The organism is Agromyces luteolus (assembly GCF_009729855.1).
Taxonomy (GTDB): Bacteria; Actinomycetota; Actinomycetes; order Actinomycetales; family Microbacteriaceae; genus Agromyces; species Agromyces luteolus.
Genome location: NZ_WODA01000007.1, coordinates 121,505 through 144,146 on the forward strand (window position 1 = coordinate 121,505; position 22,642 = coordinate 144,146).

Annotated in this window: 21 protein-coding genes; 17 read left to right on the plus strand and 4 right to left on the minus strand. The window is 73.1% G+C overall.

Annotated features, from left to right (window positions below; genetic code table 11):
- Window positions 1–195: 195 nt before the first annotated feature.
- From GLX25_RS05390 to GLX25_RS05415, 6 genes are all read left to right on the plus strand, one after another.
- Complete coding sequence (locus tag GLX25_RS05390; protein ID WP_240898167.1) at window positions 196–2,319, plus strand: DEAD/DEAH box helicase; 2,124 nt, start codon at window positions 196–198, stop codon at window positions 2,317–2,319.
- Between the two features lie 153 nt (window positions 2,320–2,472).
- Complete coding sequence (locus GLX25_RS05395; protein WP_155841284.1) at window positions 2,473–3,504, plus strand: 6-phosphofructokinase; 1,032 nt, start codon at window positions 2,473–2,475, stop codon at window positions 3,502–3,504.
- 4 nt (window positions 3,505–3,508) lie between these two features.
- The gene (locus tag GLX25_RS05400; RefSeq protein ID WP_155841285.1) at window positions 3,509–3,991 is read left to right on the plus strand and encodes an 8-oxo-dGTP diphosphatase; all 483 of its coding nucleotides are present in this window, start codon (window positions 3,509–3,511) and stop codon (window positions 3,989–3,991) included.
- 141 nt (window positions 3,992–4,132) lie between these two features.
- Entirely contained in the window at window positions 4,133–4,423 is a 291-nt protein-coding gene (locus tag GLX25_RS05405) for a hypothetical protein (protein ID WP_155841286.1), read from the plus strand.
- Between the two features lie 119 nt (window positions 4,424–4,542).
- Window positions 4,543–5,922, plus strand: a complete 1,380-nt coding sequence (locus GLX25_RS05410) for an adenylate/guanylate cyclase domain-containing protein (protein ID WP_155841287.1) — start codon at window positions 4,543–4,545, stop codon at window positions 5,920–5,922.
- Between the two features lie 155 nt (window positions 5,923–6,077).
- Window positions 6,078–7,589, plus strand: coding sequence for an aspartate ammonia-lyase (locus tag GLX25_RS05415; RefSeq protein WP_155841375.1), 1,512 nt, complete (start codon window positions 6,078–6,080; stop codon window positions 7,587–7,589).
- Window positions 7,590–7,612: 23 nt separating this feature from the next.
- On the opposite strand, the gene GLX25_RS05420 is transcribed toward GLX25_RS05415, so the two are convergent.
- Together GLX25_RS05420 and GLX25_RS05425 are read right to left on the minus strand one after the other, a co-directional pair.
- Entirely contained in the window at window positions 7,613–8,488 is an 876-nt protein-coding gene (locus GLX25_RS05420; protein WP_271192593.1) for a fumarylacetoacetate hydrolase family protein, read from the minus strand.
- 71 nt (window positions 8,489–8,559) lie between these two features.
- The gene (locus GLX25_RS05425) at window positions 8,560–10,149 is read right to left on the minus strand and encodes an AlkA N-terminal domain-containing protein (protein WP_271192592.1); all 1,590 of its coding nucleotides are present in this window, start codon (window positions 10,147–10,149) and stop codon (window positions 8,560–8,562) included.
- 74 nt (window positions 10,150–10,223) lie between these two features.
- On the opposite strand from GLX25_RS05425, the gene GLX25_RS05430 reads away from it, so the two are divergent.
- The 11 genes from GLX25_RS05430 to GLX25_RS05480 all read left to right on the plus strand — a co-directional run bounded on the left by GLX25_RS05430 (window position 10,224) and on the right by GLX25_RS05480 (window position 21,018).
- The gene (locus tag GLX25_RS05430) at window positions 10,224–11,675 is read left to right on the plus strand and encodes an FAD-binding oxidoreductase (RefSeq protein ID WP_155841288.1); all 1,452 of its coding nucleotides are present in this window, start codon (window positions 10,224–10,226) and stop codon (window positions 11,673–11,675) included.
- A 9-nt stretch (window positions 11,676–11,684) separates the two neighbouring features.
- Entirely contained in the window at window positions 11,685–12,878 is a 1,194-nt protein-coding gene (locus GLX25_RS05435) for a PrsW family intramembrane metalloprotease (protein ID WP_155841289.1), read from the plus strand.
- A 73-nt stretch (window positions 12,879–12,951) separates the two neighbouring features.
- A complete protein-coding gene (locus tag GLX25_RS05440) occupies window positions 12,952–14,241 on the plus strand; it encodes a GAF domain-containing protein (RefSeq protein WP_271192591.1) in 1,290 nt (429 codons plus the stop codon).
- A gap of 124 nt (window positions 14,242–14,365) precedes the next feature.
- Window positions 14,366–15,889: an acetaldehyde dehydrogenase ExaC gene (gene exaC / locus GLX25_RS05445; RefSeq protein WP_155841290.1), complete on the plus strand. Its 1,524-nt coding sequence runs from the start codon at window positions 14,366–14,368 to the stop codon at window positions 15,887–15,889.
- A 13-nt stretch (window positions 15,890–15,902) separates the two neighbouring features.
- Window positions 15,903–16,322, plus strand: a complete 420-nt coding sequence (locus tag GLX25_RS05450) for a DUF779 domain-containing protein (RefSeq protein ID WP_240898168.1) — start codon at window positions 15,903–15,905, stop codon at window positions 16,320–16,322.
- A gap of 254 nt (window positions 16,323–16,576) precedes the next feature.
- Window positions 16,577–16,948 carry an FKBP-type peptidyl-prolyl cis-trans isomerase gene (locus GLX25_RS05455; RefSeq protein ID WP_155841291.1) on the plus strand — a complete coding sequence of 124 codons (372 nt, stop codon included), beginning with the start codon at window positions 16,577–16,579 and terminating at the stop codon, window positions 16,946–16,948.
- Between the two features lie 180 nt (window positions 16,949–17,128).
- A complete protein-coding gene (locus GLX25_RS05460) occupies window positions 17,129–17,962 on the plus strand; it encodes a DUF4397 domain-containing protein (protein WP_155841292.1) in 834 nt (277 codons plus the stop codon).
- 5 nt (window positions 17,963–17,967) lie between these two features.
- Entirely contained in the window at window positions 17,968–18,669 is a 702-nt protein-coding gene (locus GLX25_RS05465) for a class F sortase (RefSeq protein ID WP_155841293.1), read from the plus strand.
- Between the two features lie 132 nt (window positions 18,670–18,801).
- Window positions 18,802–19,371, plus strand: coding sequence for an RNA polymerase sigma factor (locus tag GLX25_RS05470; protein WP_271192589.1), 570 nt, complete (start codon window positions 18,802–18,804; stop codon window positions 19,369–19,371).
- On the plus strand, window positions 19,352–20,158 hold the full coding sequence (locus tag GLX25_RS05475; protein ID WP_155841294.1) for an anti-sigma factor: 807 nt from the start codon (window positions 19,352–19,354) through the stop codon (window positions 20,156–20,158). The genes GLX25_RS05470 and GLX25_RS05475 overlap by 20 nt, the downstream gene beginning before the upstream one ends.
- A 137-nt stretch (window positions 20,159–20,295) precedes the next feature.
- Window positions 20,296–21,018 (plus strand): lysoplasmalogenase, encoded by a 723-nt coding sequence (locus tag GLX25_RS05480; protein ID WP_271192587.1) that lies wholly within the window; start codon window positions 20,296–20,298, stop codon window positions 21,016–21,018.
- Here GLX25_RS05480 and GLX25_RS05485 read toward each other — a convergent pair.
- On the minus strand, window positions 20,987–21,340 hold the full coding sequence (locus GLX25_RS05485) for a protealysin inhibitor emfourin (protein ID WP_205719833.1): 354 nt from the start codon (window positions 21,338–21,340) through the stop codon (window positions 20,987–20,989). The two genes, GLX25_RS05480 and GLX25_RS05485, sit on opposite strands and share 32 nt — an antisense overlap.
- Before the next feature lie 10 nt (window positions 21,341–21,350).
- On the minus strand, window positions 21,351–22,565 hold the full coding sequence (locus tag GLX25_RS05490; RefSeq protein WP_420837642.1) for a M4 family metallopeptidase: 1,215 nt from the start codon (window positions 22,563–22,565) through the stop codon (window positions 21,351–21,353).
- Window positions 22,566–22,642: the final 77 nt, after the last annotated feature.

Consider the following 22,642-nt stretch of genomic DNA (forward strand, 5'->3'; position numbering starts at 1 on the left):
GCGCGTAGAATGGCCGCGGCGCTCGACGGATCCATCCACGGACCGACGGCTGGGGGAACTCGCTCCGCCATGCTCGGCCTCTCCGGATCCGGCGCACCGCGACGGCCTCGACGTCCGATCCCGTCATCCCGGTGCCGACCACTCGCCCGTGGTGCCGAGCGCCCGATCGCATCGGGCCCAGACAGGGGAGGACCATTGGCCCAGACGAGGCAGCGACAGCGCACGCGCTCGCGTGACGACGACGCGCCCATCATCCCGATCCTCGCGCGCAAGGTCCGCGAGGTCGAGCAGAAGGCCCAGAAGAACAAGCTGGGCCCCACGAACCGCACCAAGTTCCAGGTCATCGCGCTGCTCATGCGCGAGGAGCGCGCCCGGGTGAAGGCCGACGGCGACCTCGCCGACGGCGCCCGCGCCGAGCTGCTCAAGCGACTCGACGGGATCGCCCAGATCCTCGCGAAGACCGCGGCGCGCGACACGAGCCTCATCTCGCTGCTCGAGCCGGATGCCTCGATCTCGACGGTCGCGCAGCGGTTCCGCCGCGACTGGCTGCTCGAGTCGGGCGCCGAACTCACCGACGACGAGCTGATCATCGTCCGCGAACCGGCACCGGCTCCCGAGATCGCGGTGAACCAGGTCGTCCCGCCGTCGGTGAAGTCCCGACAGCTCGCGAACCCGTTCCTCGCGCCGGACTTCAGCCGCGGCGACCACCAGGTCGTGCCCGTCCGCCGGCTCGCGAACTGGGAGCTGCTCGGACCGCTGTTCAAGTCGTTCGAGTCGGGGTCCGGAGGCCAGGCCGCGTCGATGGACCTCCCCGAGGTGCCCCGGGTCGACCGGCTCGCACCGCGCGGGCTGGAGCTCATGCCGCACCAGGCGCGCTTCATCGAGTCGGCGCGAGAGGGCCACCGCACGTTCCTGCTCGCCGACGAGCCGGGACTCGGGAAGACCGCGCAGTCGGTGCTCGCGGCATCCGTCGCCGACGCCTACCCGCTGCTCGCGGTCGTGCCGAACGTCGTCAAGATGAACTGGGCGCGCGAGGTCGAGCGGTGGACGCCGCACCGCCGGGCGACCGTCATCCACGGCGACGGCGACACGGTCGACGCGTTCGCCGACGTGGTCGTCGTCAACTACGACATCCTCGACCGCCACATGACGTGGCTGTCGACCATGGGCTTCCGCGGCATGGTCGTCGACGAGGCGCACTTCATCAAGAACCTCCAGTCGCAGCGCTCGCGGAACGTGCTCGCGCTCGCGGAGCGCATCAGGGCCAACACGCCGGGCGGCGACCCGCTGCTGCTCGCCCTGACGGGCACGCCGCTCATCAACGACGTCGACGACTTCCGCGCGATCTGGCAGTTCCTCGGCTGGATCGTCGGCGACCGGCCGTCGCCCGAGCTCCTGGGCAAGCTCGAGGAGACGGGCCTGACGCCGGCCGAGCCGGGGTTCTACGCCGAGGCGCGACGCACGGTCATCGACCTCGGCATCGTGCGACGCCGCAAGGTCGACGTCGCCGCCGACCTGCCCGACAAGCGCATCGCCGACCTCCACGTGGAGCTCGACGACGAGCTCGGCCGCTCGATCCGCGCCGCCGAGCGCGAGCTCGGCAACCGGCTCGCGAACCGGTTCCGGGCGCTCGTGGAGTCGCGGAAGCTCCGCGTCGGCGACCTCGACGAGCTCGAGCGCGACCAGTACATCCGCGCGGTCGCCCTCTCCGAGCTCGAGGAGTCGAAGTCGTCGAAGTCCGGCGAGAACGTCTTCACCATGGTGCGCCGCATCGGCCAGGCGAAGGCGGGCCTCGCGGCCGACTACGCCGCCCAGCTCGCCCGATCGGCGGGCAAGGTCGTGTTCTTCGCCAAGCACATCGACGTGATGGACCAGGCCGAAGCCGCGTTCGCGGCGCGCGAGCTCCGCACGGTGTCGATCCGCGGCGACCAGACCGCGGTCGCCCGCCAGCAGGCGATCGACGCGTTCAACACCGAGGCGGACGTCTCGATCGCGGTGTGCTCGCTCACGGCCGCGGGCGTCGGGGTGAACCTGCAGTCCGCGTCGAACGTGGTGCTCGCCGAGCTCAGCTGGACCGCGGCCGAGCAGACGCAGGCGATCGACCGCGTGCACCGCATCGGCCAGGACGAGCCCGTCACGGCGTGGCGCATCATCGCCGCGCACACGGTCGACGCACGCATCGCCGAGCTCATCGACCAGAAGCAGGGCCTCGCGCTCCGCGCGCTCGACGGCAGCGACGTCGAGCCCGGCTCGGCCGACTCCGTCCAGCTGGACGCGCTGCAGCACCTGCTGCGGCAGGCGCTCGACGGCGCCCTGTAGCGTCGGCGCGCGGCATCCGTCGTCGCCTCGCGCCGCCCCGACGGCGGCGTCGCGGAGGCGACCGGATGCCGCGCGCCCCGCTAGACTCCCCACGTTCGCGCCTCGACGAAGCGGCACCCCCGCGAACGTCCACCTCTTGAGGAGTCACCAGGCATGAAGATCGGCATTCTGACGAGCGGCGGCGACTGCCCCGGACTGAACGCGGTCATCCGCGGCGCGGTGCTGAAGGGCGTCATCTCGCACGACGCCGAGTTCGTCGGGTTCCGCTGGGGCTGGCGCGGCGTCGTCGAGCGCGACATCATGCCCATCACGCGCCACGACGTGCGCGGACTCTCCAAGCAGGGCGGCACCATCCTCGGCTCGAGCCGCACGAACCCGTTCGAGGGCGAGCAGGGCGGCCCCGAGAACATCCGCCGCATGCTCGACGAGGAGGGCATCGACGCGATCGTCGCGATCGGCGGCGAGGGCACGCTCACGGCGGCCCGCCGGCTGTGGGACGAGGGCGGCATCCCCGTGATCGGCGTCCCGAAGACGATCGACAACGACCTCGCCGCGACCGACTACTCGTTCGGGTTCGACACGGCCGTCGAGATCGCGACCGAGGCGATCGACCGCCTGCGCACCACGGCCGAATCGCACAACCGGGCGATCGTGCTCGAGGTCATGGGCCGTCACGTCGGCTGGATCGCGCTGCACTCCGGCATGGCGGGCGGCGCGCACGCGATCCTCATCCCCGAGCAGCCCATGGGCATCGACGAGATCTGCGAATACGTGGAGTCGGTGCGGGACCGCGGTCGCGCGCCGCTCATCGTCGTCGCCGAGGGCTTCAAGCTCGACACGATGGAGGAGGCGCACTCGCACCTCGGCCTCGACGCGTTCAACCGGCCGCGCCTCGGCGGCATCGCCGAGAAGCTCGCGCCCCTGATCGAGGAGCGGACCGGCATCGAGTCGCGGCACACGGTCCTCGGGCACATCCAGCGCGGCGGCGCGCCGTCGGCGTACGACCGGGTGCTCGCGACCCGCCTCGGCATGGCCGCGGTCGACGCCGCGTTCGACCGCGCGTGGGGCAGCATGGTCACCCTCCGCGGCACCGACATCGCGCGCGTCTCGATCGCGGACGCGACGGGCGGGCTGAACGTCGTGCCCCAGTCGCGGTACGACGAGGCGCGGATCCTCTTCGGCTGAGCGGATGCCGCTTCCCGAGGTCTGCGTCTGCTACGTGCTCCGCGAGTCCGGCGGGCGCACCGAGGTCCTCCTCGGCCGGAAGAAGCACGGCCTCGGCGCCGGCAACTACGTGGGCCTCGGCGGCAAGCTGGAACCGGGGGAGTCGGCCGTCGACGCCGCGGTGCGCGAGGTCGAGGAGGAGTCGGGGCTCGTGGTCGCGGCCGTCGACCTCGAGTCGCGCGGGCGGCTGACCTACCTCTTCCCGCATCGCGAGGCCTGGAGCCAGGTCTCGAACGTGTTCGTGGTGCGGACGTTCGCGGGGTCTCCGGGGCCGTCCGACGAGCTCGACCCCGAGTGGTTCGCGCTCGAGGACGTGCCGCTCGCCGAGATGTGGGACGACGCGCGCAGGTGGCTCCCCGGCGTGCTGGCCGGTGGGACGGTGCGTCGCACCTACGTGTTCGGCGACGATCTCGCGACCGTGGTCGACGAGGCGAACCACGTCGCGTAGCCGGTCCGGGCGGCTCGCCGAGGGCCGGCCCGCCCTCCGGGCGGGCGGTGACCGCCCCGCCGATCCGGGGGTTCGCCCCATGTCGACGGCCGCGCGCCGTCCGTAGTCTCGGATCATCCCGATGGACAGGAGATCCAACTGATGACCACCGTCACCCCCGCACCGGCGACCGACGTCGAGACGCGCGGGTTCGCCGTGTCGAGCCTCGTGCTCGGCATCGTCTCGCTCGTCGCCGGCTTCACCTTCGTGGTGCCCGTCGCCGGCCTCGTGCTCGGCATCCTCGCGCTGCGTCGCGAGCCGTCGGCCCGCACGATGGCGATCTGGGGCATCGTGCTGAACGGCGTGATGCTCGCGGGCGTCGTCATCGCGACGCTCGCGTTCCTCGCCTTCGGCCTGCTGCTGCTGCCGTTCGCGCCGCTCGCGTTCGTCTGACCCACCGAGCCCACGAGGCCCCCGACCTGCCGGTCGGGGGCCTCGCCCGCGTCCGGGCCTGCGTCGGGTCCGCCGCCGGGTCTACCCTGACGCGTGAGGGCACAGGCGCGGGGGAGCGGATGGACGGTGAGCACGGGCAGGGGATCTCGACGTGGGGGTCCGGTGCGCCGGAGCCCCGCTACGCGGAGACCGAGGACGGCGCCGTCGCCTACCAGGTCTTCGGCGCCGGCCCTCGGGACCTGCTGTTCATCGGCAACTGGGCGAGCAACATCGAGGTGATGTGGGAGCACCCGTCGATGGTGCGCTACCTCGAGCGGCTGGCCCGGTTCGCCCGCGTGATCTGCTTCGACAAGCGCGGCGCCGGGCTGTCGGATCCCGTCGCCATGGGTGCGCTGCCGACGCTCGAGCACTGGATGGACGACGCGCGCGCGGTGCTCGACGCCGCCGGCTCCGCCTCCGCGACGCTCGTCGGCGACGCGGAGGGCGGCCCGATGGCGATGATGCTGGCGGCGAGCCATCCGCAGCGCACCGACGCCCTCGTGCTCGTGAACACCTTCGCGCGGCTGCTCCGTGCACCCGACTACCCGATCGGCATCCCCGAGCCGACGGCGGAGCTGCTGCTCGGGGAGTGGCGCCGCAACTGGGGCACGGGGGCCGTCCTGCAGCTCACCGCCCCTGACGTCGCCGACGACCTCCAGCTGCAGCGCTGGGTGGGCCGCTACATGCGCCTGTCGGCATCCCCGGCCGCGGCGACCCGGATGTACGAGTGGGTGCTCCAGCTCGACGTGCGGTCGGTGCTGCCGAGCATCCAGGTGCCGACGCTGGTCCTGCACAAGGCGCGGAACCGCCACTACCGGATCCCGATGGGGCGCTACCTGGCCGAGCACATCCCGGGCGCTCGGCTCGTCGAGCTGCCAGGCACGGCCTGGTATCCGCCCTTCGTCGAGTCCGACCGGCTCCTCGACGAGGTCGAGGAGTTCATGACGGGCGAGCGCGCCGCGTCCGTCGACGACCGCGTCCTCGCGACCGTGCTGTTCACCGACATCGTCGGGTCGACCGACCTCGCGGCCCGCCTCGGCGACCAGCGCTGGCTCGACCTCAAGCTCGCGCACGACGAGCTCGTCCGCTCGCGCATCGAGCGCTACCGCGGCACCGACGTCTCATCGACCGGCGACGGGTTCCTCGCCCTGTTCGACGGGCCCGCGCGCGCCGTGCGGTGCGCGTGGGAGATCGCCTCGGCGGTGCGGACGCTGGGCCTCGAGGTCCGGGCCGGCGTGCACAGCGGCGAGGTCGAGTTCCAGGGCGACGACGTCGCGGGGATCGCGGTGCACCTGGCCTCCCGCGTCATGTCGCATGCGTCGGCCGGGACCGTCTTCGCCTCGGGCACCGTGAAGGATCTCGTGGTCGGGTCGGGCATCGGGTTCGAGGACCGCGGCATCCACGTGCTGAAGGGCGTCCCCGGCGAGTGGCGGCTGTTCGAGGTGACCGGTCCGGGCTGACCCGCCGGACGCACGAATCGGACGCCGTGTACAGCCGACGCGCATGGAACGTACACGCTGCAGCACGAATCGCCGCGAGCCCGCGAGTAGGCTCGGGGACGTACCGAGCGCGGCGATCCCGCGCGTGTCCCCGAGGCGATGGAGCCGAAGTGTCGATGACCCGACCGCATCCCAACACCGTCGAGAGCGTCCGATCGGAGGACGAGGTGATCCCCACGAACACGTCGGAGACCCGGACCGAGACCGACTCGCTCGGCTCGGTCGAGGTCCCCGCAGATGCCTACTGGGGCGTGCACACCATGCGTGCGCTCCAGAACTTCCCGATCTCCAAGCGACCGATCTCGGTCTACCCCGAACTCGTCGTCGCGCTCGCGCAGGTGAAGCAGGCGGCGTGCCGGGCGAACAAGGAGCTCGGCGCGCTCGATCCGCGCAAGCAGGCGTGGATCGACGAGGCGTGCCAGCGGATCATCGACGGCGAGTTCCACGACCAGTTCGTGGTCGGCGTCATCCAGGGCGGCGCGGGCACCTCGACGAACATGAACGCGAACGAGGTCATCGCGAACGTCGCGCTCGAGATCGCCGGCTACCCGAAGGCGCGCTACGACCTCATCCACCCCATCGACGACGTCAACCGCAGCCAGTCGACGAACGACACGTACCCGACCGCGCTGAAGCTCGCGATGACCGCGTCGCTCACGACGATGCTCACCGAGCTCGACCTGCTCCGCATCTCGTTCGGCCGCAAGGGCCGCGAGTTCCACGAGGTGCTGAAGGTCGGCCGCACGCAGCTGCAGGACGCGGTGCCGATGACGCTCGGCCAGGAGTTCCACGGCTTCGCGACGACGCTCGGCGAGGACATCGCCCGGCTCCGCGAGACGATCAAGCTGCTCTCAGAGGTGAACCTCGGCGGCACCGCCGTCGGCACGGGCATCACGGCCGACCCCGGCTACGCGGCCGCGGTCGTGCGCCACCTCAGCGAGATCACCGGCCAGCGTCTCGAGACCGCGCCCGACCTCGTCGAGGCGACGAGCGACACGGGCGTCTTCATGACCTTCTCGAGCGCGCTGAAGCGCAGCGCGATCAAGCTCTCGAAGATCTGCAACGACCTCCGACTGCTCTCCTCGGGCCCGCAGGCGGGCCTCGGCGAGATCCACCTGCCGCCGAAGCAGGCGGGTTCGAGCATCATGCCGGGCAAGGTGAACCCGGTGATCCCCGAGGCGGTCAGCCAGGTGGCCTACGCGGTCGCCGGCGCGGATGTCACGGTCATGATGGCCGCCGAGAACGGCCAGCTGCAGCTCAACGCGTTCGAGCCGGTCATCGCGCACTCCCTCCTGCAGTCGATCACGTGGATGCGCCAGGCGTGCTGGACCCTCCGCGTGAACTGCGTCGACGGGATCACGCCGAACACCGAGCACCTCGAGGCGCAGGTCGCCTCGAGCGTCGGCGTGATCACCGCGCTCATCCCGTTCATCGGCTACGCCGAGGCCGCCAAGCTCGCCAAGGCCGCGCTCGCGACCGGGCGACCGGTGGCCGACCTCGTCGTCGAGGCCGGCCTGATGACCCGCGAGGACGTGACGCGGCAGCTCATGCCGTCGCGACTGTCGGGCGTGCACCCGATCACGCAGGCGATCAACGTGGTCGAGCTGAAGGCCGAGCCGAGCGACTGAGTCCGGCGCCGCGCGCCGGCGCCTCAGATGACGCGGCAGTGCGTGGTGAGCGAGCCGATGCCCTCGATGGTGACCGTCACGGTCGAGCCGTCGTGCAGGAAGACCTGCGGGTTGCGCGAGTACCCGGCGCCGCCGGGGCTGCCGGTGGAGATGAGCGTGCCGGCCGGCACGGTCGCGGTCTTCGAGAGGTAGGAGATGATCTCGGCGACGCTGCGGACCATCTCGTTGGTCGAGGCGTCCTGGAGGATGTGACCGTCGAGGTTGGTCGTGAGCCACAGGTCCTGCGGATCGGGGATCTCGTCGGCGGTGACGACGACGGGTCCGGTCGGCGTGAAGCCGTCGAACGACTTGCAGCGAGACCACTGCGCCTCGCTGAACTGGATGTCGCGCGCCGTGATGTCGTTCACGACGGTGTAGCCCCACACGTGGTCGAGGGCCTCCTGCGGCGAGACGTCGCGCGCCGGCGTGCCGATGACGACGCCGAGCTCGGCCTCGTAGTCGACCTGCGTGGCGACGTCGCCGGCCCACGTGGTCGTCGCGCCGTGCGCGGCCAGCGAGTTCGGCCAGAGCGAGAAGATGGTCATGGCCGACTCGGAGCGGAGCTTCAGCTCGGAGGCGTGGGCGGCGTAGTTCGCCCCGATGGCGAGCACCTGCGACGGCCGCAGCACGGCCGAGTCGTGGCGGAGCTCGGAGACCGGCGTGGTCGGTGCGCCCGAGGCGAGCGCTGCGTCGACGACCGCGCGCACGTCGGCGAGGGCGTCGGGGCCCTGCTCGATGAGCTCCTGCAGGTCGCGCGGAGCGCTCGGCATCACTTCGTCGAGGAAGATCGCCCGCTCGTCGTGGACCACCGCGAGTCGGGGGGTCGTCTGGCCTTCGACTCGGAGGTGCGCGAACTTCACCCGTCTAGGCTATCGGCCGGCCTCGCGCGGGCGCTGTGCAGAACGTACAACGAACCGGGCGGGATGCTCCGTCACGTCGACAATGCGGATGCCGCGACGCGCCAGAGGTGCATGGACGCGTAGCTCCGCCAGGGCGCCCATGCCGCGCCGCGTGCGGCGAGCGCGTTCGGGTCGGAGGGCAGTCCGAGCCGCGCGGCGCCGTTCCGGAGCGCGAGGTCGGAGACGAGCAGCTCGTCGGGTTCGCGCGTCACGCGCATGGCGAGGTAGCCGGCCGTCCAGGGCCCGATGCCGGGCACGGCGAGCAGCTCGGCGCGAAGGTCGCCGCGCTCGCGCTCCGGCGCGACGACGAGGTCCCCGGACGCGAGCCGGGCGCACACGTCGAGGATCGTGCGGATCCGGGCGGCGGGGCCCCGCAGGACGTCGGCGCCGTGCTCGGCGATCGCCGCCGCGGTCGGGAACAGCGTGCGCGTGCGCTCGCCGACCACGATGGGTTCGCCGAGGTCGGCGGCGAGCCGCGTCAGCGCGGTGCGCGCCGCGGGGACGGAGACCTGCTGGCCGACGAGCGCGCGCACCACCAGCTCGTGGGGGTCGAGGCAACCCGGCATGCGGATCCCGGGGACCGCGGCGATCGCGGGGGCGAGCACCGGGTCGGCTCCGAGCGCGGCGTCGATCGCCTCGGCGTCGGCGTCGAGGTCGAACAGCCGTCGGACGCGGGCGACGAGGGGTGCGAGGTCGGCGAGGCTCGCCAGGTGCGCCTCCACGTCGAGCGCGGGGGCGTCGTCGACCGCGGCCAGGCGCACGAGTGCCGGGCCGGTCGGCAGTGAGAGCGTCCGCTCGTAGCGGTCGGCTCCGGCGACCTCGACGCCCTCCAGCGCCCGGGCGGCGAGCCAGGCGAACACGCCGCCCGAGTCGAACGGCGCTCGCGCGGGCAGGCGGAGCCGGACGACGCCGGCGTCGCCGAGGCGGGGCTCCGGGCCATCCGCCTCGCCCGCGCCGTTCGTCGCCGCTGCGGTCGCCGCCGCCGCAGGCGTCGCTGCGGTCGCCGTCGCGATGCGACCGCCGCGCCGGGCGCGCGCCGTCGCGCGCAGCTCGAGCGGGCTGCGTTCGTAGACGGCGCGCACGGTGTCGTTGAACTGGCGGATGCTGCCGAAGCCGGCCGCGAACGCGACGTCGGAGACGCGCATCGAGGTCGAGGTGAGCAGCGCGCGCGCCGTCTGCGCGCGGTGGGCCCGGGCGAGGGCGAGCGGGCCGGCGCCGAGCTCGGCCGTGAGCACCCGCGTGAGGTGGCGGGGGGTGTAGCCGAGGCGCCCCGCGAGGCCGGGCACGCCCTCGCGCTCGACGACGCCGTCGGCGATGAGTCGCATGGCGCGTGCGGCGAGGTCGTCGTCGAGGTCCCACTCGGGGGAGCCCGGCACGGCGTCGGGCAGGCACCGCTTGCAGGCGCGGAGGCCCGCCTCGTGCGCGGCCGCGGCGGTGCGGTAGAAGGTGACGTTGCGCGGCTTCGGCGGCGCGGCCGGGCAGCTCGGTCGGCAGTAGATGCCCGTCGAATGGACGCCCGTGATGAACTGGCCGTCGAAGCGGGCGTCGCGCGCGAGCATCGCCCGGTACCGCTCGGCGAAGACGGGGTCGGCGAGCGGATCGGCGGTGGCGGTCGTGGTCACCCCTCCAGCGTCGCATCCGCCCACGACGTTGCATAGCGGAAATCGGACATGGCCGCGCGACTACGCTGGACCCCATGCCCACCGACGCGCCGTCGCCCGCCTCCGGCTCCCCCGACCCGTCGACCGCCGACGTCCGCTCGAGGCTCGCCGAGGCGTTCGGCCACCGGGTCGCCTTCGACGGCCCCGCCCTCGAGGCCGTGCGCGAGGACCGATCCGGATGGCGCAGCGACGCGGCGCCCGCGGCGCTGGTGCACGCGGCATCCGTCGAGGACGTCCGGGCGCTCATGCGCATCGCGTCCGCCACCGGCACCCCCGTCGTCCCGCGCGGCGCGGGCACCGGCCTCGCCGGCGGCGGGATCTCGAGCCGCGGCTCGATCGTGCTCGACCTCTCGCGCATGGACCGGATCCTCGAGATCGACGACATCGACGAGCTCGCGGTCGTCGAGCCCGGCGTGCTGAACGGCGACCTCGACCGTGCCGCCCGCGAGCGCGGCCTCTGGTACGCGCCCGACCCAGCGAGCCGGGCGATCTCGTCGATCGGCGGCAACATCGCCACGAACGCCGGCGGCCTGCTGTGCGCCAAGTACGGCGTGACGCGCGAGAGCGTGCTCGGACTCGCCGCGGTCCTCGCCGACGGCTCGCTGCTGCGCACCGGGCACCGCACGGTGAAGGGCGTGACGGGCTACGACCTCACCGCGCTCCTGACCGGATCCGAGGGCACGCTCGGCGTGATCGTCGAGGCGACCCTCCGCCTCCGGCCGGTCGTGCACGGAACGGTCGAGACCGTCGCCGCGGCCTTCCCCGACGTCGAGTCGGCGGGCGTCGCGGTCGGCGGTGTCGCCGCGGCGCGCGTGCGCCCCGCGATCCTCGAGCTCATCGACCCCGTCGGGCTCGCGCGCGTCGCCGAGCACCTCGGCGCCGACGCGCTCGCGGGTACTCCGCTCGCCGACTTCGCGCCCGGCGAGACGTTCCTCCTCGCCCAGTGCGACGCGGGGGATGCCGCGGCCGAGGCGGACGTGATCGCGCGCGTGTTCGCCGAGGCGGGCGGGCGCGTCGAGCGGTCGACGGATGCCGAGACGGGCGAGCGCCTCCTCGACATCCGCCGCGCCATGCACCCGGCACTCGCATCGCGCGGGAACGTGCTCATCGAGGACGTGGCGGTGCCGCGCTCGAAGCTGCCGGAGATGTTCCGCGAGATCGCCCGGATCGGCGCGCACCACGACGTGGAGATCCCGACGCTCGCGCACGCGGGCGACGGGAACCTGCACCCCAACTTCGTGTTCGAGGGCGACGACGTGCCCGAGCACGTCTGGACCGCCGCCGACGAGCTGTTCCGCGCCGCGGTGCGGCTCGGCGGCACGCTGACCGGCGAGCACGGCGTCGGCGTGCTGAAGCGCCGCTGGCTCGCCGAGGAGCTCGGCGACGCGTCGGTCGACCTGCAGCGCCGGATCAAGGCGGTGTTCGACCCGGCCGGCATCCTGAATCCGGGCGTGATGTTCCCGCCCGACGACGGTGCCGGTCGCTAGGCTTCCGCCGTGAGCCTGACGCCTCCACCGCCCGCCGATCCGTACGGGCACCTGAACCCGGCCGGACCGCCCTCCGGCGACCCCGCCTTCTCGCATCGCACCGCGGGGCGCGCGCGCTCCGGCCTGGGCGCGGGCGCCGCGATCGTCGTGCTCATCGCCGTCGCGGGCCTCGTCGCGCTGCTCGTGGCGGGCTACCTGGCCGTCTCGCTCGGCGTATCCGTCGTCGCCGTCGGCACGCTCGTCGCACTGGTGCCGCTCGGGATCGTGCTGTTCGCGATCCGCTGGATCGACCGCTGGGAGCCCGAGCCGCGGTGGGCGCTCTGGCTCGCGTTCCTCTGGGGTGCGGCCGTGTCGGTGGCGATCGCGCTCATCGTCGACCTCGGCGTGCAGCTCTTCGCGGCCTTCGCCTCGCCCGACGGCGCGAGCACCGACGAGGCGCTCCAGGCCGTCGTGCAGGCGCCGATCGTCGAGGAGGTCGCCAAGGGCGCCGGCGTGCTCCTCATCTACCTCCTCGCCAGGTCGCACTTCGACGGTCCGGTCGACGGGCTCGTGTACGGGGCCACGGTCGCCGCGGGCTTCGCCTTCACCGAGAACATCCTCTACTTCGGCGTCGCGCTCATCGAGGGCGGTGCGGGCGAGCTCGGCACGACGTTCATCGTCCGCGGGCTGTTCTCGCCGTTCGCGCACGTGCTGTTCACCGCGTGCACCGGGGTCGCGATCGGCTTCGCCGCCCGCCGGGGGCGCGGTGCCGGGGTCATGGCCTGGTTCCTCGTCGGCCTCGGCGCCGCGATCCTGCTGCACGCGTTCTGGAACGGGTCGCTCGCCTTCGCCGACGCCTTCGCGCTCTACTTCACCGTGCAGGTGCCGATCTTCATCGCCGCGATCGTCGTGACCGTCCTGCTCCGCCGCGAGGAGCAGCGCATGACGCGGGCCCGGCTGTCCGAGTACGCCGACGCCGGCTGGTTCAACCGGGACGAGGTCGAGGGCCTCTCGACGTGGCCCGGCCGACGGGCCGCGCTGGCATGGGCCCGGGCGCAGCATCCGCCGCGCACCGCGCAGGTGCAGCGGTTCATCGCGGATGCCACGCGGCTGGCGTTCACCCGGAACATCATCGCGACCGGCCGCGCCGACGTGCGCCGGCACGCCGACGAACGCGCCCTCCTGGAAGCGGTCACCCGCGACCGCGCCGCGATCTCGGCCTGAGCACGGGCGCCGCACCACCGACCGGTCTATGCTTGCCGCAACCGCGAGGTGATCGACGGCGATCGGAGACGGCGTGCCCAAGCCGAACGAGGTGCCGCAGGGCGACCCCGGCGCCCTGCGCGATCGGCTGCTGCGCGCCCAGGAGGACGCCCTCGCCACGGGCGTCGTCCCGCTCAGCCTCCGCCCCGTCGTGCGCGAATCGTGGGAACGCGCCATCCGCGGGGCCATCGACCCCGATCGGGCGCTGCCGCGCATCGAGCTCGACGAGGACGAGTTCCGCGCCTACCGCGCCTCGCACGCGCTCGCACCCGTGATGCCGGTCATCCGTCGACTGCTGGTCGACGGCACGGAGGACGCCGGGCTCGTCGTCGCCGTCGGCGACGCCCAGGGGCGGCTGCTCTTCGTCGAGGGCGACGCGCACCTGCGGCGCCGTGCGGAGGACATGCTCTTCGTCGCGGGCGCCGACTGGTCGGAGGCGAGCATCGGCACGAGCGCCCCGGGAACCGCGCTGCAGCTCGATCGGGCGGTGCAGATCCGCGGCGCCGAGCACTACAACCGCATCGTCCACCCCTGGAGCTGCACCGCGGCGCCCGTGCACGACCCCGCGACGGGGGCCCTCCTCGGGGTCATCGACATCACGGGCACCGACCTCGCCGTCGCTCCGCACACGCTCTCGCTCGTGTCGGCGACGGTCGCCGCCGTCGAGGCCGAGCTGCGCATCGCGAACCTCGAATCGAGCGTGCACGCCACCATCCGCCGCTCCCGGATGCGACCCGTGCCGACCCCGCGCACGCCGCTCACCGTGCTCGGCGTGCAGCGGCCGCGCCTCGGCGCGCACGAGCTGAGCCCGCGGCACGCGGAGATCCTGACGCTGCTCGCCTGGCACCCGAACGGCATCGGCGCCGAACGGCTCGCCGCGCTCGTCTACGAGGGGGATGCCTCGCCCGTGACGCTCCGCGCCGAGGTCACGCGCCTGCGGCGCGTGCTCGACGCAGCCGGCGAACCGGCGCTGGAGTCGCGACCGTACAGGCTCGCGCGCGAGCTCGACGTCGACGCCGCCCGGGTCGCGAAGCTCGCCGGCCAGGGGTCGCTCCGCAAGGCGCTCGAGCAGTATCCGGGGCCGATCCTGCCGTCCTCGGTCGCGCCCGGCATCGTCGACCTCCGCGACGAACTCGCGAGCCGCCTCCGCGAGTCGATGCTCGCCGACGCCCCGCCCGAGCTGCTCGCCGAGTTCGCCGAGCGCGACGAGCACCGCTACGACGCCGAGCTCTGGCGCGCGCTCCTCGAGGTGCTGCCGCCGCGCTCGCCGCGCCGCGCATCGGTCGTCGCGCACCTCGAGCGCATGGACGCGGCGCTGCGCTGACTGCAACCCTGCGCTGACTGCAACCCTCCTGCAACCCTCGGGCAACCGGGCCGCAACGCGCGCGACCGTACCGTGACGATCGCCCCACTCCGAGGGCATGACGACGACGTCACGAGGAGACACGATGACCGTGTACGCCGCGCCCGGCACCGCCGGCGCACTGATCCAGTTCAAGCCGCGCTACGAGCACTTCATCGGCGGCGAGTGGACGAAGCCCGTCGAGGGCGCCTACTTCGACGACATCTCGCCGGTGAACGGCAGGCCGTTCGCCGAGGTCGCCCGCGGCACCGCGGCCGACATCGAGGCCGCGCTCGACGCGGCGCACAAGGCCGCCCCGGCCTGGGGCCGCACGAGCACCGCGCACCGCGCCGCCATCCTGAACGCCATCGCCGACCGCATCGACGCGAATCTCGAGCTGCTCGCGGTCGCGGAGACCTGGGACAACGGCAAGTCGATCCGAGAGCCCCTGAACGCCGACCTGCCGCTCGCGAGCGACCACTTCCGCTACTTCGCGAGCCTCATCCGCGCGCAGGAGGGCAGCTTCACGCAGCTCGACGAGGACAACGTCGCCTACCACTTCGACGAGCCGCTCGGCGTCGTCGGCCAGATCATCCCGTGGAACTTCCCGCTGCTGATGGCCGTGTGGAAGCTCGCCCCGGCCCTCGCCGCGGGCAACGCCGTCGTGCTGAAGCCCGCCGAGCAGACGCCCGTGTCGATCCTCGTGCTCGTCGAGCTCATCGCCGACCTGCTGCCGGCGGGCGTCCTCAACGTCGTGAACGGCTTCGGCGTCGAGGCCGGCAAGCCCCTCGCCTCGTCGAACCGCATCCGGAAGATCGCCTTCACGGGCGAGACCACGACCGGCCGGCTCATCCTGCAGTACGCGTCGGCGAACATCATCCCCTCGACCGTCGAGCTCGGCGGCAAGAGCCCGAACATCGTCTTCGAGTCGGTGGCCGACCGCCGCGATCCGTTCTACGAGAAGGCGCTCGAGGGCTTCAGCCTCTTCGCGTTCAACCAGGGCGAGGTCTGCACCTGCCCGAGCCGCTCGCTCATCCAGAAGTCGATCTACGACACCTTCCTCGACGACGCGATCGAGCGCACGAAGCTCGCCCGGCAGGGCAACCCGCTCGACACCGAGACGCAGGTCGGCGCGCAGGCTTCGAACGACCAGCTCGAGAAGATCCTGAGCTACATCGACATCGGCAAGAAGGAGGGCGCGAAGCTGCTGCTCGGCGGCGAGCGCGTCGACCTCGGCGGCGACCTCAGCGAGGGCTACTACGTCGCGCCGACGATCTTCGAGGGCGAGAACCGCATGCGGCTCTTCCAGGAGGAGATCTTCGGCCCCGTCGTCGCGGTCACGAGCTTCCAGGACTACGACGACGCCATCCGCATCGCGAACGACACCCTGTACGGGCTCGGCGCGGGCGTCTGGAGCCGCAACGGCAACGAGGCCTACCGCGCGGGCCGCGACATCCAGGCGGGCCGCGTGTGGGTGAACAACTACCACGCGTACCCCGCGGGTGCGGCGTTCGGCGGCTACAAGTCCTCCGGCATCGGCCGCGAGAACAACAAGGAGGCACTGTCGCACTACCAGCAGACCAAGAACCTCCTCGTCAGCTACAGCGAGAACCCGCTCGGGTACTTCTGATCGGGAGCCGGCCATGACGATCGAGACGACGGATGTCGCGGCGCTCGCCGCACGCATGGTCGCGTCGGTCACGGTGCCGGGTGACGTCTCGCCGCGGGTGGAGCTCACGCCCGCGGCGAGCGTCCTGCTCGCGACGCTGTGGGCGACGCACGGGCCGCTGATGTTCCACCAGTCGGGCGGATGCTGCGACGGCAGTGCCCCGATGTGCTACCCGGCGGGCGACTTCGCCACGAGCGCGGCCGACGTGCTGCTCGGCGAACTCGACCTCGGCTCGGGGCGGGTCGTGCAGTTCTGGATGTCGGCCGAGCAGTTCCGGTACTGGCGGCACACGCACCTCACGGTCGACGTGGTGCCGGGGCGGGGGAGCGGCTTCTCGCTCGAGGCGCCAGAGGGCGTCCGCTTCCTCATCCGCTCGCGGCTCATGGAGGAGTGAGCGCCGGGAGTGAGGCTCCCCACAGCTCCACCCCGCGGGGCGGCGTTTCCGCCGCCTGCCCCTTCCTCGTCGGGACGGCCGAGGCCGTCGCGCACGAAGAAACTCGTCGCCCCGCGGTGTGGCCTCAGCCGACAGCGCTCCGGGGCGACGAGCTCTTAGGGCTACAGACTGCAACGTGTTCGCCGTCAGCACAAGACCCGCATGGACGGGTGTCCCGGATTGAACGCGCACGCGGCATCCGTTTGGATGGACCCATGACTGATACGAACAGCAAGCCCGAGGTCGAGGCTCCCGAGGGTCCGGCTCCCGTCGAGCTCGTGATCGAGGACATCGTCGTCGGCGACGGCCCCGAGGCGGCGCCCGGCTCGACGGTCGACGTGCACTACCTCGGCGTCGAGTACGACTCGGGCGAGGAGTTCGACTCGTCGTGGAGCCGCGGCCAGTCGATCAACTTCCCGCTGCAGGCGCTCATCGCCGGCTGGCAGGAGGGCATCCCCGGCATGAAGGTCGGCGGGCGACGCAAGCTCACCGTCCCGCCGCAGCAGGCCTACGGCCCCGCCGGCGGCGGTCACCCGCTCTCGGGCAAGACCCTGATCTTCGTGATCGACCTGCTCGGCGTCAGCTGACCCGAGCCCCAGTACGATCCGACGCGACGGCCGGCGCTCCCGCACGGGGCGCCGGCCGTCGCGGTGTCCGGTACCGGCGAATGTTCCATGCGTGTGCATCCGATCGGGCGCTTCGACCGGAAGGAAGTGGTGTCAGGCAAGATCCGCCCCGCGAACCGCGGGAACGACCAGGAGGACACCATGAAGAAGATCATCGCCGCGGGAATCGGCGCCGGAGCGCTCGTCGCGCTCGGCGGGCTCGCGCCGGCCAACGCCGCCGAGGACGCGGCCATGCTCTCCGTGCTGCACGGGGTCCCCGGCCTCACGGTCGACGTGTACGTGAACGACGAGCTGACGCTCGACGACTTCGAGCCCGGCGACCTCGCCGGCCCGCTCGAGCTCGCCGCGGGCACGTACTCGGTCGCGATCACCGCGGCCGACGCCGACGATGCCTCCGAGCCCGTGATCGGGCCCGTCGACCTGCCGCTCGAGGCCGGCGGGAACTACACGGCCGTCGCGAACCTCGATGCCGAGGGCAACCCCACCGCCAACCTCTTCACGAACGACGTCTCCGAGATCGCGGCCGGCGAGGGCCGACTGACCGTGCGTCACGTCGCCGCGGCACCCGCGGTCGACGTGCTCGCCGGCGGCGAGGCCGTGATCACGGGCCTCGAGAACCCGAACGAGCAGTCGCTCGACCTGCCCGCGGGCACCGTCGAGGCCTCGGTCGCGGCCGCCGGCACGACCGACCCGGTGCTCGGGCCCGCACCCGTCGACGTCGCCGAGGGCACGCTGACCATCGCCTACGCGTGGGGCAGCCTCGAGGACGACACGCTCGCGCTCGCCGTGCAGACCGTGACCGGCATGCACTCGAGCCCCGACGGCGTCCCGGCCGGAGCCGCGGGCCTCGTCGCGACGAACTCGCCGGAGCGCGTGTTCGGCCTGTGGACCGCAGGGGGAATCGCGGTCCTCTCGGCGATCGCACTGGCGGCTGCCGCGGCCCGCAAGGTCGTGGCGGCGAAGGCCGAGCGCTGATCGCCATGCGGGGGAAGGCGGTCGCGGCCGGGGTGTTCGGGTCCCCGGTCGCGGCCGCCGCCGTGCTCGCGCTGCTCGTCGGGTGCGCGGTCGCCCCGGACGGGCGCGACGGGCCCGACCTCGCCGCGTCATCCACTGCGGCCCCCGATCCGACCCCGTCCGAGGCCTCGGGCGCCCGGCCGGCGGCTGCGGCTCCGCCCGTCGCGGTTCCGGACATCCCGCGTCGGTCGGCGTCGCTCGAGGCCAACCGGGCGGCCGCGCCGCCGCCGCCCGTGCGGATCGAGGTGCCCGACCTCGGCATCGACATGCGCATCGACCCCGTCGGCCTCGACGCCGACGGAAACATGGGACTCTTCGACGATCCGGCGGTCGCGGCCTGGTACCGGTGGGGGCCGGCGCCCGGGTCGGATGCCGGGTCGACCGTCGTCGCAGCGCACGTCGACTCGCTCGAGTACCGCGTCCTGCCCTTCGCGAGGCTGAAGGACGCGGCGCCGGGCACGGCGGTGTTCGTGACGGATGCCGCGGGCACGCGACACGCGTACGCCGTCGAGTCGCTCCAGGTCACCGAGAAGGCGGCGGTCGACTGGGATGCCGCGTTCGATCGTTCCGGGGCGCCGCGGCTGACGCTCGTGACGTGCGGCGGCGCGTTCGACTACGAGGCGCGGCGGTACCTCAGCAACCTCGTCGTGACCGCCACGCCGAGATGACCGTGCACGACGACCGGACGGGAGGGGGTGCTCGATATGCTGATGTCCACGCCGCAATCGACGATCGCGGCGCCGCTCGTCATGGTCGACGTGCGGTCCCGTCCGAGCCGACGAAGGGATGAACCCCGAACGGTGAGCCCGATCGCCTTCGACACCCTCGACGACCGCGCCCTCGCGGAGGAGTTCTCCGCGGGCGACGAGCGCGCGCTCCGCGAGGCGTACGCTCGCTGGTCGCCGCTCGTGTTCCGGCTCGCGCTGCGGTCGCTCGGCGATCGGACCGATGCCGAGGACGTGACCCAGCAGGTCTACCTCGCGGCGTGGCGCGGTCGCGCCACCTTCGACCTCTCCCGCTCGACGTTGAGCGCCTGGATCGTGGGCATCACCAAGCACCGCATCGCCGACGCGCACGAGGCGCGCGCACGCTCGCGGCGCCTGGAGGAGAGCCTCGTCGCCGAGGCATCCGTCGCCGCGACCGAGGTCGACGACGACTTCGCCGAACGGGTCATGGTCCAGGAGGAGCTGGGGCGGCTCGAGCCCGTGCCGCGCCGGGTCATGCAGCTGGCGTTCTACGACCAGCTCAGCCATTCGCAGATCGCCGAGGCGCTGGACCTGCCGATCGGCACCGTGAAGAGTCATGTCCGACGCAGCCTGAGCCGGCTGAGATCACGATGGGAGGTGGAGGATGGACCACATCGAGCCTGACGAACTGGCCGTGCTGGCCCTCGACGGCCGCGAGCCCGAGGGGGCGGTCCGCGCCCACCTCGACTCCTGCGGACCCTGCGCGGCCGAGTACGCCTCGCTCGCGCGGACCGTCGAGCTCGGTCGCGACGCCTCGTTCGAGGGTCTCGAGGGCCTCGAGGCGCCGCCGGCCGCGGTCTGGGCGGGCATCCACTCCGAGCTCGGCCTGGCACCGGAGCTCGCCGCCGATCCGCTCGGGGGATCGGACGCGCCACGCCGCGCGCCCGACCTCGCGACCCCGGCGCGCCACGTCCCGCCGAGCCGACCGCGCACCCCGGCGATCGCGGCGCCGGCCGCGCGGGCGAGCCGCCGCAGGTGGTGGCCGGTCGCGGCAGCCGCCGCGATCGTCGGCCTGCTCGCCGGCATCGGCATCGGCGTGGCGGTCGGCGGCCGGGGAACGGTGCCTGAGGCGACGACGGTGCTCGCGAGCGCCGAACTCGACGCGTTCCCGGGTTGGGACGCCGTGGGCACGGCGACCGTCGAGGAGGACGCGGCCGGGGAGCGCACCCTCCTCGTCGACCTGTCCGCCGAGGTGCCCGAGGGTGAGGTGCGGGAGGTGTGGCTCATCCGTTCCGACGCGTCGGGCCTCGTCAGCCTCGGCCTGATGGACGGCGACTCGGCCCGGCTCGTGGTCCCGGCCGGCATCGACCTCGACGAGTACCCCCTGGTGGACGTCTCGGCCGAACCGGTCGACGGCGATCCCGCGCACTCCGGCGACTCGATCGTGCGGGGCGAGCTCAGCGCCGCCTGACACGCCGGAGGCCGAGGGCGAGGCCGGGATCGGGGGCGCTGACGTGGCGAACCGGTAGATTGCGTGGGACCCGACCCGACCCGACCCGACCCGACCCGACCCGACCCGCCCACCCCCGCTCAGAGAGGCACGACGACGTGACCCCTTCAGCCCCCGCACCGCTGCGCGACCAGGCGCCCGTCCCCGAACCGCCGGCCCGGGCCGATCGCCGACGGCTGATCGCCGCCTTCGCGCCCTACGTGGTGCTCAGCCTGGTGCACCTCGTCGTGCTCGTCGGCGACCTCGACGCCGCCGCGGTGACCGCGACGAAGCTGCTGCTGATGCCCGCGCTCGTCGTCGCGGTGGTGGTCGCGCGCCCGCGCGCGACCTCGGCGACCGTGATGCTCATCGCGGCGATCGCGCTGTCCTGGGTCGGCGACGCGCTGCTGACCGGCTCGGGCGACGGATGGTTCGTGGCCGGCTTGCTCTCGTTCCTCGCCGCGCACCTCGCCTACGTCGTGCTGTTCCTGCGGCTGCCCGCCGCCGGTCGCCGGCTTCCCTGGTGGACGCTCGGCTACGCGGCGTGGTTCGCCGCCTTCCTGGCCCTGCTGGCCCCAGGACTCGGCGGACTGCTCGTCCCCGTCGCGGTCTACGGTGCGGTGCTCGGCACGATGGCCGCGCTCGCGGGAGGCCTCGGCGGGCTCGTGGCGCTCGGCGGCGCACTGTTCGTGGTCTCCGACTCGGTGCTGGCGCTGGGCCGGTTCCTGCCCGGCTACGAGTTCGCCGCGCACGACCTCGTCGTGATGTCGAGCTACCTGACTGCGCAGGGACTCATCGCACTCGGCGTGCTCACTCGGCGGGCGGTGCGTCCGTCTCGGTGACGGGGCCCGGCGCGCGGCTCGGTGCAGCACGCCCGTCGGCGTTCGGCCGCCCTCGCGAGGGTTCGGCGACGTCCCGGACCCGGTCGACGAGGTCGCGCCAGGGCCCGGTCACCTGGCGCTCCGCCAGGGTGGCCTCGTGCGGTTCGCACCGGATGCGGTAGGTGTAGCGGTCGGGCTCGGGCGGCGCCGGCGGCGTCTCGCTCCACGGCAGGCGCTCGACGAGGAGCACCCACTCCTCGGGGTCGGGCTGGTCCTCGACCTCGACGGTCCACGTGAGCCGCAGTCCGGCGAGCCCGCCGCTCCGCGAGACCTCGACCTCCATGCTCCGGATGCTACTCCGGTTCGACGCCGACGGCGTCCCAGCCGTTCGCGACGGCCCGGACCTCGCGGGAGCCCTCGCCGTAGCGATCGCGAGCGGCGGCGAGGGTCGCCGTCGCGAACACCGCGAACCCGTCGTTCGGCCGGAGGGTGCCGCCCGTGAGGGTGTCGTACCAGACCCGCCCGACGTGCTCCCACGCGAACCCGCCGACCTCGACGGCGGCGAGCGCGAACGCCCGGTTCGGGATGCCCGAGTTCAGGTGCACGCCGCCGTTGTCGGCGTCGGTGACGATGTAGTCGCGCAGGTGGGCGGGCTGGGGGTCGCGCCCGAGCACGTCGTCGTCGTACGCGGTGCCGGGCTCGAGCATCGAGCGGAGCGCGCGACCCTGGACGAGCTCGGTGAAGATGCCCTCGCCGATGAGCCACGTGGCGGCGTCGGCATCCTGCCCCATGGCGTACTGCTCGGTGAGGGCGCCGAAGACGTCGGAGACGTGCTCGTTGAGCGCGCCCGACTGGTCGCGGTAGCGCAGCCGCGCCGTCATCTCGGTGACGCCGTGCGCGAGCTCGTGCCCGATGACCGAGAGCGACTGCGTGAACCCGCGGAACACCTCGCCGTCGCCGTCGCCGAAGACCATCCGCTCGCCGTCCCAGAAGGCGTTGTCGTAGCGGTCGCCGAAGTGCACGGTCGCCTCCAGCGGCGAGCCCTCTCCATCGATCGCGTCGCGCCCGTAGACGCGCTCGAAGAGCGCCCAGACCTCGCCGAGGCCGTCGTACGCCTGGTCGACGGCGGCGTCGCCCGTCGCGGGCTGACCCTCGACGCGCGCGAGACGGCCGGGGAGCGATTCGGCGCCCTCGGCGTCGGAGACGCGACGGTCGGGGGCGGGCTCGGCGAGGACGGGCTCCGCCGTGCCGGCTTCCGGAACGCGCTCGGCATCGGTCGGCGCCGCGGCCTCGGTCGCCGCTCCGGCCCCGGTCGCAGCGCCCTCGCGCTCGGTGGTCGACCGCGTGTGCTCGTGCGGCAGCAGCCCCGGGTGCGCACCACCGAGGCGGAGTTCGCGCATCGGCTCGTCGCGCAGCAGCGATCGACGGGCGGCCTCGGCGGCGACGTCGTAGTACTCCTCGGCGGCCGCGATCCGCAGCAGCAGGTAGGGCGGGACGATGCCCGCGCGGGCGCGCGCGCGGGCGAACACGACGGCGCGGGGGTCGCGTGGAGCGGGCGGCTGCGGCATCCGGGTCATGGCTCGATGCTGGCACGCGCCGCCGACAGGGCGCGATGCCCCGCCGGGAAGCGCGGAGGCGCATGCGA